At 44.9% G+C, this 12979-nt stretch carries 14 protein-coding genes; 5 read left to right on the plus strand and 9 right to left on the minus strand.

Annotation, left to right across the window (positions count from 1 at the left end; genetic code table 11):
- The first annotated feature begins 83 nt into the window (after positions 1–83).
- From FS628_RS12065 to FS628_RS12080, 4 genes are all read left to right on the plus strand, one after another.
- Complete coding sequence (locus FS628_RS12065) at positions 84–1292, plus strand: MFS transporter (protein WP_145322179.1); 1209 nt, start codon at positions 84–86, stop codon at positions 1290–1292.
- Positions 1293–1385: 93 nt separating this feature from the next.
- Entirely contained in the window at positions 1386–2624 is a 1239-nt protein-coding gene (locus FS628_RS12070) for an aspartate aminotransferase family protein (protein WP_145322181.1), read from the plus strand.
- 271 nt (positions 2625–2895) lie between these two features.
- On the plus strand, positions 2896–3945 hold the full coding sequence (locus FS628_RS12075) for a zinc-dependent alcohol dehydrogenase (RefSeq protein ID WP_145322183.1): 1050 nt from the start codon (positions 2896–2898) through the stop codon (positions 3943–3945).
- A gap of 71 nt (positions 3946–4016) precedes the next feature.
- A complete protein-coding gene (locus tag FS628_RS12080; RefSeq protein WP_145322186.1) occupies positions 4017–4754 on the plus strand; it encodes an HAD family hydrolase in 738 nt (245 codons plus the stop codon).
- 144 nt (positions 4755–4898) lie between these two features.
- Here the strand turns inward: FS628_RS12080 and FS628_RS12085 are convergent, their stop codons facing one another.
- From FS628_RS12085 to FS628_RS12110, 7 genes are all read right to left on the minus strand, one after another.
- Entirely contained in the window at positions 4899–5081 is a 183-nt protein-coding gene (locus tag FS628_RS12085; RefSeq protein WP_017687882.1) for a YjfB family protein, read from the minus strand.
- Between the two features lie 110 nt (positions 5082–5191).
- A complete protein-coding gene (locus FS628_RS32620) occupies positions 5192–5317 on the minus strand; it encodes a hypothetical protein (protein ID WP_260871016.1) in 126 nt (41 codons plus the stop codon).
- A gap of 304 nt (positions 5318–5621) precedes the next feature.
- Positions 5622–5843 carry a hypothetical protein gene (locus FS628_RS12090; RefSeq protein WP_145322188.1) on the minus strand — a complete coding sequence of 74 codons (222 nt, stop codon included), beginning with the start codon at positions 5841–5843 and terminating at the stop codon, positions 5622–5624.
- Positions 5844–5861: 18 nt separating this feature from the next.
- On the minus strand, positions 5862–7004 hold the full coding sequence (locus FS628_RS12095; protein ID WP_260871017.1) for a YncE family protein: 1143 nt from the start codon (positions 7002–7004) through the stop codon (positions 5862–5864).
- A gap of 355 nt (positions 7005–7359) precedes the next feature.
- A complete protein-coding gene (locus FS628_RS12100; protein WP_145322192.1) occupies positions 7360–8217 on the minus strand; it encodes a Cof-type HAD-IIB family hydrolase in 858 nt (285 codons plus the stop codon).
- Between the two features lie 58 nt (positions 8218–8275).
- Positions 8276–8734: an SMI1/KNR4 family protein gene (locus FS628_RS12105; RefSeq protein ID WP_145322194.1), complete on the minus strand. Its 459-nt coding sequence runs from the start codon at positions 8732–8734 to the stop codon at positions 8276–8278.
- 50 nt (positions 8735–8784) lie between these two features.
- Positions 8785–9303 carry a GNAT family N-acetyltransferase gene (locus FS628_RS12110; RefSeq protein ID WP_145324114.1) on the minus strand — a complete coding sequence of 173 codons (519 nt, stop codon included), beginning with the start codon at positions 9301–9303 and terminating at the stop codon, positions 8785–8787.
- Between the two features lie 219 nt (positions 9304–9522).
- Between FS628_RS12110 and FS628_RS12115 the strand changes: the two genes are divergently transcribed.
- On the plus strand, positions 9523–10680 hold the full coding sequence (locus FS628_RS12115) for a S8 family peptidase (RefSeq protein WP_145322196.1): 1158 nt from the start codon (positions 9523–9525) through the stop codon (positions 10678–10680).
- A gap of 120 nt (positions 10681–10800) precedes the next feature.
- Here the strand turns inward: FS628_RS12115 and FS628_RS12120 are convergent, their stop codons facing one another.
- Positions 10801–11199 (minus strand): RidA family protein, encoded by a 399-nt coding sequence (locus FS628_RS12120; protein WP_145322198.1) that lies wholly within the window; start codon positions 11197–11199, stop codon positions 10801–10803.
- A gap of 314 nt (positions 11200–11513) precedes the next feature.
- The gene (locus FS628_RS12125) at positions 11514–12956 is read right to left on the minus strand and encodes a 6-phospho-beta-glucosidase (RefSeq protein WP_145322200.1); all 1443 of its coding nucleotides are present in this window, start codon (positions 12954–12956) and stop codon (positions 11514–11516) included.
- Positions 12957–12979 lie beyond the last annotated feature (23 nt).

Genomic DNA, 12979 nt, shown 5'->3' on the forward strand with positions numbered 1-12979 from the left:
TTGCACAATTATGGTATAAGTTATATATGAAATAAACATTAATTACATAATATAAAATTTTTATCCAACTAGGAGGCAGGCTTTTGAAAAGAATATTCGCTCTAAGCTGCGGTTTTTATCTGTTAATCGGCATAACCAGCGTTGTGCTAGGTGCACTTCTCCCTGTTTTATTGTCACATTATGAGCGCGGTTACAGTGATGGCGGATTTTTGTTATTTCTGCAGTTTCTTGGATTTCTTGTCGGTGTAATTGTAGCTCCTGCCCTGACAGCCCGTATCGGAAGAAAAGCTATGCTGACCCTTGCTCTGATCTGTATTGTAGCCGCCTATACATTACTCGGTTTTTTGCCATCCTGGCCTGTAGTTCTTCTACTCACGATTATTGTAGGTTTCGGTTCAGGTATTATCGAACCCTCTGTAGGTGCATTCACGATCGAATTCGCTGAGAATCAAAAGGCGGTCGCCATGTCCAAGCTGGATGTCTTCTTTGCTCTTGGAGCACTTCTCATCCCGGCTGTCGCTGCTTTATTTATCTGGATGGATCTGTGGCATCTTACTTTTTATACGGTGGCCGTGTTGTCACTGGTTCTCATGATGCTGTGGATCACTATGCCCCGGCCAGCCGCACTGTATCTGGAACAGGCTGGCGAGAATACAGTGGCACATGCAGCAGGTAAAGCCCGATATTCGAGAAAACATCTGGGTCTGCTGACGATCTTCGTCATCTTCTTTTTCATCTACATGGGATTGGAACTGGGATTGATGAACTTCCTGCCCTCCATTCTCGTAGAACGACTTCAACTTCAGGAATCTGTCGCATCGCTGAGTGTCTCCATCCTGTGGATTGCGATGATCATCGGTCGTCTTTTCTCCGGGAAAATAGCGGAAGCCGTCAACTATATGCCTTTCCTGATCTGGAGTACCATCGGCACGTTTTTGTTCACAGTCGCTATGGTATTTGTAACTGGACAATGGGCAACGTATGTGCTCATCTTCGGAACCGGTCTGTTCATGTCAGGGCTGTTCTGTATCGCACTGGTCTATGCAAATGTTCTGATTCCCGGTATGACCGAGCGGACAACCAGTATCCTGATCGCATCGGGTGGTATTGGAGGTGCCATCTTGCAGTATGTGACTGGATGGAGTATGAGCACAGGGCCTGTCGTGAATACTATCTGGATTTTGGCCGGATTCTGTCTGATCCTGCTGCTCACATTGATGGTCTCTCATCTATGGACTGTAAAAAACAATGCAGTACGTACTGCTCTCGCACAACATAGCAAGGAAATGTAAACATCCTTTCTTAAGGGAGGTGATGCCCGCATCATCCGGAATTTTTGTTGAGCTTCGTTCGAGCTAGTACACCATTATATTGGAGGAAATCGTATGCAAACTTTAACCAACAACCGCTTCATAGCCGGAAAAGGGATTAAGTTGATTGACGATTCAGGTGTTGAATACCTGGATGGCGTGTCGGGCACGTTCAATCTGTCACTGGGCTATAATCACCCACATGTTGTCAGCAAAATTCAGGAACAAGTCGGCAATCTGACGCATATGTCTTCCTCCTTCACCGAACCGTACGTAAATGAAGTACTTGATCACTTAATCGAATATGCTCCAAACGACATTAATGCCGGATGGATGCGGGATATCACCGGTTCAACTGCAAACGAATGTGCAACCAAAATTGCACAGAAGTATACAGAATCGACAGACATCATCAGCCTGTATCTGTCCCATCATGGACAGACCCAATTTGCCACCGGGATTTCGGGAAATGCCTTCCGGCGGAAACGGTTCCCCAATTCAGCTGTGGCTAACGCTGTCCATGTACCTGCCCCATACTGTTATCGCTGCCCATTTAAATCCTCAAATGGATACTGCGGCTATCAATGCGTTGAAGCTATATCTGATGCGATAGAATATGCAAGTTCCGGCTCAGTCGCCTGCATGATCATCGAACCTATTCTCGGGAATGGCGGCAATATCATTCCTCCTGCCGGATATTTCAAACGTCTGCGAAAACTGTGTGATGAGTACAATATTATTCTCATTGCTGACGAAGTACAGACCGGAATCGGTCGTACCGGAACCATGTTCGCCAGCGAACTGTTTGATATCCAGCCTGATATGATTACCCTTGCGAAAGGTCTTGGCGGTATCGGCGTACCTGTTGCTGCGGTATTAATGCAATCCCGGCTGAATGTGCTCGAAAAGCACGAACACTCCTTCACCTCAGGAAGCAATCTGATCTCCGTAACCGCTGCCAAATCCACCTTGGAAGTCGTATCCGAACCCGGATTCCTGGATGCGGTGAAACGCAAAGGTGAAATTTTGGGTGAATTGCTGCATGAATTGGCTATAAAATACCCAAGTATCGGTGAATCTCGTGGTGTCGGGTTAATGTGGGGGTTGGAGATCGTAGGTGACGGTAATGAACCGGATACGCTAAAAACCAATGCCATTGTTGACCGCGCTTTTACAGATGAGCATCTGATCTTGAGAAGTTCAAGATATGGCTTCGGCAACGTTGTTAAGGTCCGGCCTTCCCTTACCACAACCGAAGACGAACTGGTTGAGATTGTAGAGCGGCTGGATTCAGTGCTTGCCACCGTTCATTAGTGAGTAATTCATATTACACTCGAACACTACGCAAACAGAACAACCTTTCGATCGCTGTTATCCCCGGATTTTTTTGATTCCCCTTTTCCCAAGGGAAAAACCCGTTGATAGCGTATGCTTCCGAAGCAGCTTTCTTTCAGAAAGCTTTGAGGCGAACGCTTCGCTTCTCCAGAATCGATTTCGTCCCTTCACTACTTTCGTATCTTGTCAAAAACTGTTTTAAGATGAATCGCTATATTTATATTTTATATAATTATAAGGAGGTTATACCATGCTTGCATTGGTATACAAATCGGCTTGGGATGTGGCACTTGAGGAACGGCCTGTTCCGGAAATCACGAGAGATAATCAGGTGTTGGTTCGTATTCGGGCGACAGGCGTATGCGGTACCGATCTCGGTATTGTCAGCGGCAAATATCATGCGGTTCCTTCTGTCATTCTCGGTCATGAGTCTGCCGGGGAAGTCATTGATGTTGGCTCTGCGGTAACGACATTACAACCGGGCGACCGTGTTGTGATCGACCCTACCTACTATTGCGGACAATGTGACATGTGCAGAACAGGCAGACAAAATCATTGCACACACAAGTCTGTTACCGAGACAGGTGTGAGTGCTGACGGAACATTTACAGATTATTATGTGACCGAGGATCGTTTTTTGTACAAATTGAAGGATCATGTGAGCTATGAGGAAGCGACTTTGACGGAACCGCTCAGCTGTATGCTGACGGGGATTAATCAGATTCATTTACTGCCGAATTTCAGAACGATCATCCTCGGCGCAGGCCCGATTGGCATTCTGTACAGCTACGCGCTCGCTTCCAAAGGGGTTACCGGCTGTCTGGTCGACATCTCCGAAGAACGCTTAGCCATTGCCGGTTCCATTGCACCAGACCGTTGGGAGGTTCATTCATCCTTCGAAAATGCAATAGATTCGCTGTCACCAGCAACCCATCAGGTTGATATGATCGTGGATACGACAGGTGTTGTGGGCACACAAGTGCTTTCCCAGCTCGCCAGCGGAGGTTACCTGATGCTGGTTGGTCTGAGAGATGGAAACACATCATTCAATCCCAAGGAAGTTGTGGACCGCAGTCTGAAAATTATTGGTTCCATCGATTCTCTGGGGACATTTGCTACCGCACATTATATGATTGAACAAGGGATTATTCCGGCAAAAAAAATCATAACCCACTCCTTCCCGCTGGAGGATTACGAAGAGGCATTCCGCACACTTGGCTGCGATATTCAGGGACGCACACTTCAAGCCTCTTCACATGCCATTAAAGTTGTGCTGCAATCCAGCGGTTCCAGTTTCTAAAGTGGAAGGTTAACCATGAATGGATTATATTAGAGATATATGTTTACACAATCCCGGAGGAGGAATACAACATGGCAGCAAACAAAGAATCTAACGGACTGGGAGCGCCCAATGATGACATCATTCAAGCGGTCATTTTTGACATGGATGGTGTACTGATTGACAGCGAACCGATTTATTTCGAGATTGAGCGCAGCTCTTTTGCCCATTTTGGAGCAAGAGTGCCTGATGAAGAACACCATACCTATGTTGGAGTTACATTGGAATCCATGTGGCAGCAAGTATTGGACAAGCATCAGCTGACAGTTACGCTGGAAGAAATATTTGCTTATCATCAGCATAATGTGATGCAAACCATGCTTGCCCATCCGAATCTGACGGCAATGCCTTCCGTGGAACGCTGGTTAAGCTGGCTGCATGAGCAACACGTACCAATAGCCGTTGCTTCTTCCTCTCCACGTGCACTGATTGATTTGATTATGGACAAAACCGGACTTGGACAATACTTTGAGGTGCGAATGACAGGTGAGGAAGTTACGAACGGCAAGCCGGCACCAGATATTTTCCTGACCACAGCTGAAATGATTGGTGCATCCCCTTCGAATTGTCTGGTGATCGAGGACTCGCGCAATGGTGTTCAGGCCGCCAAAAGCGCAGGCATGCGCTGCATCGGATATCGCAATCCGGGATCAGGCAATCAGGACTTGTCCAAAGCCGATCTTCAGATTTCCAGTTACGATGAGTTATGGACATTGAAGGATACACTGCCCTTTGAAGGCAGATTGCCAAGTTTGTCAAAGTTTCGCTGAGAAGATCGTAATAAAAAGATCGTAATTTCGGAATGAGTATTTAGAATAAAACAACCCAAACGGCTTCAATTCATTCGAATTGGAGCTGTTTGGGTTTTGCTTGCTGCAATGGGTGTTACATGAGGACACATGCTGTAATTTCAACTAAACTGAAAGATCGAGACTTCCACCCAGATTGGGATGAGGAGCAGGCACTGACTTCAACATTTCCGCCATCTGCTGGCCTTGCTGCTGTGCCATGTCTTTCGTAATCGACATCACTTGCAAGCTTGCCGACTGCACTACTGAAGCTTGGCTCATTGCCATTGATAATGCTGCAATATCCATGTTCTGCACTCCTTTCACTTTCTGATTACATAGATGTACTTATTATATATCGGTCAGAAGAGAGGAATTGTTAAAAGGTCGATCAAAATGTATACGGAAATCCATTCCATTCAATCATAACCGCCCTCAGCTTCAGGCAGTTCCTTGTAGGCTTTTTTCGTTTCAACGATCTGTTGAATGAACTTCCGCAAGTTCAATAGCTGATCTGCCTCGTTGGAGCATCTTCCATGTATCAACTTTATATTTCATGCATTTCGACAACCAGCAACTAATAAATTGCTTGTTTGCAAAATTCACATTAAACTTTCATTGGGAGTTATGCAATAATAAAGTCAAAAGGAGGGTCATCTATATCTATGAACGGGAAAAAATTCGTGATTCTTTTTGGGCTCCTTGTTGGCCTCTGTGTTGGAACATTTAGTGCTGTTCTTTACTGGATCTTGTCTGTAGTCTGAGTACTATGCAAATAGACACCTCCATTGAGGAGATGCCTGTCTCGTTCTGATCTGATCATTCAAGACTCACGATTCTAATTATCACTTAGAGAAACGGATTCCTCTTTACTTCAGAACCGATTTTTTCGCTCGCTTCGTTCTCTGTATCATTCAACATTTGTTCTGAAGATGGTACAGTTGAATAATCGTCCTGTAATACAATTACATACATCCCCTTACCTGGAATCCTAACTTGGCATAAAGAATTCTCTTTGTTCATGGTGATCAGCTGCTCCATTAAGTCTGATGCCGTTATAACTTCTTTCATCCAAATCCCCCCACCTTTCTACGGATTTACACCTACTGCGAATGGACGTGCCCCCACCGGAATGACATCAATTACCGTATTCGTTTCGCCATCGATCACAGAAACGGTATTATCATCTTGATTGCTTACATAAACTCGATTGGTTAACGGATTGGCGCCCGCTCCGTTTGGATTAACCCCAACCGGCACAGTAGCAATCACGATATTGGTCAATCCGCTAATTACTGAAACATTATCTGCGTCTCGATTGGGTACGTAAATGGCGTTTGTGGAAGTATTAACAGCTACTTCAGCTGGCGTAACGCCGACCGGAATGGTATCAATCACGGTATTGGTCAATCCATCAATAACGGAAACCGTATTACTGGTGAAATTCGATACATAAATGCGATTGGTGCCTGGATTAACACCTATACGGAATGGATTAACCTGAACGGGGATCGTAGCAATCACCGTATTCGTTACTCCATCGATCACAGACACAGCATCAAAATTAAAATTAGCTGCATAGATTCGATTGGTTAATGAATTGACGCCTATACCAGTCAAAAAATTGAGTCCCGGAATAGTAATGGCGTCAATCACCGTGTTGGTCAATCCGTCAATGACGGTTACATCTTCAGTGATGTCCAATGAATTAAAATTTGCTGTATAAACGGCATTGGTTGCTATATTGACCGCTACGTCCCCAGGCTCATTCCCAACCGGAACAGAAGCAATTACCGCGTTGGTTTCACCATTAATGACGGAAATGGTATTACTGGTTCTGTTTGCGACATAAATACGATTGGTTAATGGATTGACGTCCACCCCCGCAGGATTCGTGCCTACCGGAATGGTAGCAATCACTGTATTCGTTTCGCCGTTAATGACGGAAACATCGTTACTGTTGAAATTGGCAACATATATGCGGTTGACTGATGTGTTATCTCCCTCCATTTCAAGTTCATCAAGTTCGGAAGAAACTAATCGATGTGCGGCAACAAGCTGGCCGGTTTCATTTTTGCCCCACACGGAAATCTCCGTCTGCTCTATAGCTACACCTTCAACTGTAAAGACAAATTCAAACGCATCAAGATTGGCAAAATAAGTTCTTGTCACTACCTGATCAGGATCAATTGAAATCTGCTCGCTGACATATAAAGTCCTCGTAGAGTTCAAATTATACCCTTGTATCAAAACAACGGATCCATCCAGAGAATTCCTGTTATCGATTTTAACTGTAACTTGTTGTGTTGGCCGTACATCACTGACGGTATTATTCTCAATAGGTCCGGTTGACAAAATGGCCATTTCGATTATCTCCTTCACTTAGATGTTATGGTTTGATTAGAACCCTTTTGTAAAAAAAATAAAATTGATCTGTTTAAACCAAAATAAAGACCCTGCAATAATATATGCAGGGTCTAAAATAAGGTTTGGGACAAAGGATGTACGTGTTAACCGTTTTTATCTCTCAACTTCGTTATATAGTCAACATCATGTCCTTCCGCCACTAGATTGCCTCATTTCTTTATCACGTGATCAAACCATACTTCACAAAACTATGATACAAGCCATCTTCCTCAACTGTTCCAGTAATATCATCTGCAATGGCTTTCAGACCTGGCTTTGCATTGCCCATGGCAATTCCGACCTTACAAAATTCCAGCATCTCCGCATCATTCATGCCATCGCCGATGGCGAATGTATCTTCCTGGGACATGTCTAGATGCTCCAACAGATCTGCAATCGCAACGGCTTTGTGAATACCAGGGATCATCAGTTCACCGCTTCCTTCACCAAAGATCGGCACGGTGCATTGAATGACTTCGAACTTACCTGCAAACTCCTGCTTAATTCGGTCGAACGGGATAACTGAGCTCTCCAGGAAACATACTTTGTTCACGTCATCCTTGTACAGATCTGCCTCTCCATATGTCAATCCGGCAATAAACGGGTGCGGCTTCAGTTCCTTCTTCTCTCTGGCTACAGGATCATTCTCCACATCACCGTAGATGCGGCGTTCCAGATGAGACTGCAGATTGCTACTCGCATACAATGCCGAATTGGATTCAAGGTAGAAGTCAATACCGTGTTCATTGAAGAAATCGACCATATGGCGAACATCTTCCGCTGTTACCCTTTTGTGATAGAGCACATCCTTGCCAAACTCCACATAGCCTCCGCCTGCACCAATCAGACCGTCAAATCCGACATCCCAGATGGAATCATAGATCTCTGCCTTGGAGCGGCCTGTACATAAATAGAGCAGATGTCCATTCTCCCTTGCCTGTTTGCAAGCCTTCTGTGCTGACAACGGAATGCTTCCGTCATCGTCGACCAATGTGCCATCAATATCAATAAAAACAATTTTCCGCTTCGTTTCGTTCATCTGCTTATGCCCCCATCATGTATCTCATATATGTCATGTCTCTGTTTTTAATACCAATTTACCGATTCCGAGGTGTTCGCTGATCGATCAACTTCTCCAAAAATCCGGCAAAAGAATCCGCGTACACTTCAGGTTCTCCATTAAAGTAATCCAAACGCATCACTTTGTACTCCCCAAGGTGATCAGCCGTCCGCGTATCAAAATAGTAATATTCATCCTCGTCCGGTACAAACAGCTCCAACTTCCCTTCCTTCTTCGCGTCTTCATCGGTAAGTCGGTATCTATACAAAATGTCAGCGTCCGTATAATCTCGGTGTTCTGGAGATGTAATGGTCAGAATTTCTGTCCCGTTTAACATCGCTTCACCGTAATTCAGAAGCCACCAACGATAGGACGGAGGTAACGGAAAGCCCAATTCCTGTTCCACTTCGCTAATCCAGCTCTCTTGAACTTGATGATTCGGGAACCAGCGTATAACCTCGGTATGCTCCAGTTTCTCAATCAGACTTGTGTACATGGATTGATCTCCCCTATCGCTGTGTCATTTTCCTGCAATGATTCCAATGGTCACTTACGCACCAACTTGTCCATATGTACCGTCTGCCAGTCATCGTCTTGCTCGGTAATAATCGTATATCCCTGACGTTTCCAGAAATCCACGGCCCCTGGCAAGAAGCGATGTGTATGCAGATACAGCGTCGTATAGTGCATATCCTTCACCACGTTCTCCAGTTCGTTCACCAGCATCGAACCAATACCGAACCTACGATACGCGGGATCTACATAACATTTTACTATTTCGGCAGCCGATTGAGCTACATATCGACCTTGCACGGCTTCAATACGTCCATCATATGGCAAAATCCCAATAGAGCCGACGATGTCCACATCCCCCACCATTGCAACGAGAAAGATCGCATCGTCGGAGTCCAGATAGTGTTCTCTGAACTGCTCAAAGTCCACAGGTAATCTCGTATGATCCATCATGGGAAACACTTCTCTGCGTACACGCATGGCAAAATTAATCGCATCATGAATCTGATGTGCCTGAACAGGTGCTACTGTCGGTATCTGAAGTTGTGTCAAAAAATCCACGTTCCTTATCCTGTGTATTGAAAGCTGCCTTTCGGCCTTTCCTGATCTTGTTCCATGCCAGATCCGCTCTCTTCATTTCATCTTACCGAAATTACCTCGCCCAATCAATCTATCTACACTACTATCCAAATTGAAAGAGTGCCCGCGCAGTCTGATAGAGTTCGCATACGATAAGGCGTGTCTTAATCTCTATTGGAGGGGGAAACGCTCATGTGGTTATGGTTAGGTATTTTTGCTACCATCTTGCTTGCAATCGGGTACGTGTATCGTTATCTGGACCATCAGGCAGAGAGTCAGTTTCATCCTCACGCGCCAAACCAGCTCCTAATCAAATTCAAGGAAAATACAACCGAGGATGAGATGCACTCTTTGCACAAAAAAGGGAGATGTAAGGTCGCTGAGACCTATGAAGATTTAGGCTGGTACCGCATGGAATCCCGTAAAAAAATGTACAGAATGCTGAAACATTACAAAGATCATGAGCTAATTGAACATGCAGAGCCCAATTACCTCGTTGAAGCTTCGTTCACCCCTAATGATCCATTCTTTCCTTATCAGTATAATCTGCCAAAAATTAATGCACCCGCTGCATGGGACATTACGCAAAGCAACAGCTCTGTCAAAATCGCCATTATCGATACAGGTATACAGCTGAATCATCCGGAATTAGCCTCCAAGCTCCTCCCGGGTTACGATTATGTTGATTATGATAACATTCCCGAGGACGGAAACGGCCACGGCACCCATGTTGCTGGGATCGCTGCCTCCGTCACCAACAATGGTGTGGGTATCGCAGGCGTTGCACCGCTCGCATCCATCGTTCCGCTCCGTGTACTGAATAACAACGGGCAAGGAACGGTAGGCAATGTCGGTAACGGGCTTGTCTTCGCTGCCAATAATGGTGTTCAGGTTGTTAACCTGAGCTTAGGTGGACCGATGGGAGATGCTTTCCTTCAAGCTGCCGTACAGTATGCATGGGATCGTGGAGCCGTGATTATTGCTGCGGCCGGTAATGACAACACTTCTTTCCCCATCGTACCCGCATCTTATCCCAACGTAATTGCCGTCGCTTCAACCAATTCTTCCGATCTCAAATCCAATTTCTCCAACTATGGCCCTTGGGTGGACATGGCTGCACCAGGTGATACCATTCTATCCACATACCTGGGTGGCTCCTATGCCTATCTTAGCGGAACATCAATGGCTGCCCCCCATGTGGCTGGAGTGGCTGCACTTCTCGCTGCACAAGGGAAAACAAATGCTCAGATTCGGGATGCGTTGTGCTTCGCTTCTGATCCGGTATCAGGCTCCGGAATCTATTGGACGTATGGACGACTCAATGCCTATCAGAGCTTGCAGGTACCATAATGCACCTACTCTTGCTCATGATTTCATAGAGCGAGCATACCCTTCTATTTTCCACAAATCAAAAAACCAAGGAACATCTATACGTTAGATGTCCTTGGTTTGGATGAAATGTATTCGATGTTAAACTTTTGCTGCCCAAAGTTCTATCTCAATTTTTATCTCTGGCAGACCCAACTCTGTAATATATCCAATCGTCATTGCAGGATAATCATTACCGAATAACTGTCCCCACTCGGCATAAAAGAAATCCCAATCGATTTTCTCAGTAGCCCATACGTTCACTTTGATAATATGTTCAGCATCTAAACGCTCAGATTCGAGCACTGTTTTAATATTATTAAATGTATTAGTGACTTGCTCATTCAGACTCTCCGGAAAGAATCCATTACGATCTGCTCCAATTTGACCCGAAGTCACAAATAGCTCTGCATTCCTCGGGATCCTTGTAATATGCGTGTACTGACCTACAGGAGCTGGCATATTTGCTGGATTTGTTCTAGTAATTTTGTCAATATTCATTTGGATTACCTCGTCATTCTTAAGATTTTTCTGCGTTATTTCCTAGTTTTCTTCCGATTTTGGGCAGACCTCACCCTTGGAATAGATTCTAGAAAAAGACAGCAGTGGAGTATCCATATCCCGAAGATATAAACGCAAGTGATTTTTTCTTCATGAGTGGATGCTCCTCCCTTCTTAAGTGACAAGATTCTCTTGAATTTTTAATTATATCTGAAAGCCACATCATGGGTCAAATTCATCCCCTCATAAACAAAGAGCAATCCCGTAATAACGAGACTGCTCTTTGTCTTTTCCATAACGTCGAACACCTTGTATCAGAAATATTGTGCGCCGTTGCTCGCAATGACATCTTTGTACCAGTGAAAACTCTTCTTTTTCACTCTGCGAAGTGTGCCCGTGCCATCATTATTTCTGTCTACATAGATATAACCATAACGTTTCTTCATCTCTCCGGTACCCGCACTGACCAGGTCAATCGGTCCCCAGCTTGTGTAACCTATGAGCTCTACACCGTCTTGAATCGCTTCAGCCATCTCGGCAAAATGACTATTCAAATATTCGATGCGATAGTCATCTTCAACGGAGTCATTGTCCAGCAGCACATCGGTAGCCCCAAGTCCATTTTCTACGATAAACAAAGGTTTGCCATAGCGGTCATGCAGCTGATTACACGTAATTCTAAGCCCCTTCGGATCAATGGTCCACCCCCACTCGGATGCTTGAAGATATGGATTCTTCACCGAACCAAATACATTGCCTTCTGTCGAATCTTTCAAAATCTCAGGGTCTGTACTGGTGCACCGGCTTGCGTAATAGCTAAAACCGATATAATCGACCGTGTTCTGCATCAAGATATCTGCATCTTCCGGTTGCATGTCAATCCGAATGTCATTTTCTCTGAAAAATCTTTTCGTATAACCCGGATATGCTCCCTTCGACTGCACGTCGATGAAGAAGAACGATTCACGGTCTTTCTCCATAGCCTTCCACACGTCATCCGGGTTAGAGCTGTATGGATACACCATTCCAGCGGCTAACATACAACCAATCTGTGCACCCGGAATGATCTCATGACAAGCCTTAACAGCAAGTGCACTCGCTACCAATTCATGATGTGCTGCCTGATACAGAACCTGTTCTTTGTTTTCACCATCCTGAAGAACAATACCCGCTCCAATGTACGGGAGATGCAGCAACATATTGATTTCATTAAACGTCATCCAGTATTTCACTTTATTCTTGTATCGATTGAACAACGTTGTCGCATATTTCTCAAAGAAACCAATCATCTCGCGATTCTTCCATCCGCCGTATGTCGCGACCAAATGTACAGGTACATCGAAATGGCAGATTGTCACCACAGGTTCAATGTTGTATTTCAATAACTCATCAAAGACATCATCATAAAATTGCAAGCCTGCTTCGTTTGGCTCCGCTTCATCACCGTTAGGGAAAATCCGTGCCCAGGCTATGGAAAGCCTGAGGCACTTGAATCCCATTTCTGCAAATAATTTAATATCTTCCTTATATCGATGATAAAAGTCAATGGCTTCATGTGAAGGATAGAATTCCCCTGTTTTTGGCTCATACGAATCCAGGTTACCCAGAGCAATATTCCATCGATTGGCACCAATCGGAATCAGATCTACAGTTGTTAAACCTTTGCCACCTTCCAGATAGGCACCTTCCAATTGATTCGCTGCGGTTGCTCCTCCCCAGAGAAAATTCTCCGGGAAGGCTGTAAACTTTTCATTCATTGAGTAGTCCCTCCTAAACCATC

Source organism: Paenibacillus xylanexedens (genome assembly GCF_007676705.1).
Lineage (GTDB): Bacteria > Bacillota > Bacilli > Paenibacillales > Paenibacillaceae > Paenibacillus > Paenibacillus xylanexedens_C.

What these genes read in the sequence shown, in the direction of transcription:
- FS628_RS12105 (WP_145322194.1), bottom strand. Translation starts at nt 8,734, where the DNA reads ATGTACACAAGTCTGATTGAGAAACTGGAGCATACCGAGGTTATACGC.
- FS628_RS12070 (WP_145322181.1), top strand. Translation starts at nt 1,386, where the DNA reads ATGCAAACTTTAACCAACAACCGCTTCATAGCCGGAAAAGGGATTAAG.
- FS628_RS12080 (WP_145322186.1), top strand. Translation starts at nt 4,017, where the DNA reads ATGGCAGCAAACAAAGAATCTAACGGACTGGGAGCGCCCAATGATGAC.
- FS628_RS12100 (WP_145322192.1), bottom strand. Translation starts at nt 8,217, where the DNA reads ATGAACGAAACGAAGCGGAAAATTGTTTTTATTGATATTGATGGCACA.
- FS628_RS12085 (WP_017687882.1), bottom strand. Translation starts at nt 5,081, where the DNA reads ATGGATATTGCAGCATTATCAATGGCAATGAGCCAAGCTTCAGTAGTG.
- FS628_RS12125 (WP_145322200.1), bottom strand. Translation starts at nt 12,956, where the DNA reads ATGAATGAAAAGTTTACAGCCTTCCCGGAGAATTTTCTCTGGGGAGGA.
- FS628_RS12115 (WP_145322196.1), top strand. Translation starts at nt 9,523, where the DNA reads ATGTGGTTATGGTTAGGTATTTTTGCTACCATCTTGCTTGCAATCGGG.
- FS628_RS12090 (WP_145322188.1), bottom strand. Translation starts at nt 5,843, where the DNA reads ATGAAAGAAGTTATAACGGCATCAGACTTAATGGAGCAGCTGATCACC.
- FS628_RS12075 (WP_145322183.1), top strand. Translation starts at nt 2,896, where the DNA reads ATGCTTGCATTGGTATACAAATCGGCTTGGGATGTGGCACTTGAGGAA.
- FS628_RS12120 (WP_145322198.1), bottom strand. Translation starts at nt 11,199, where the DNA reads ATGAATATTGACAAAATTACTAGAACAAATCCAGCAAATATGCCAGCT.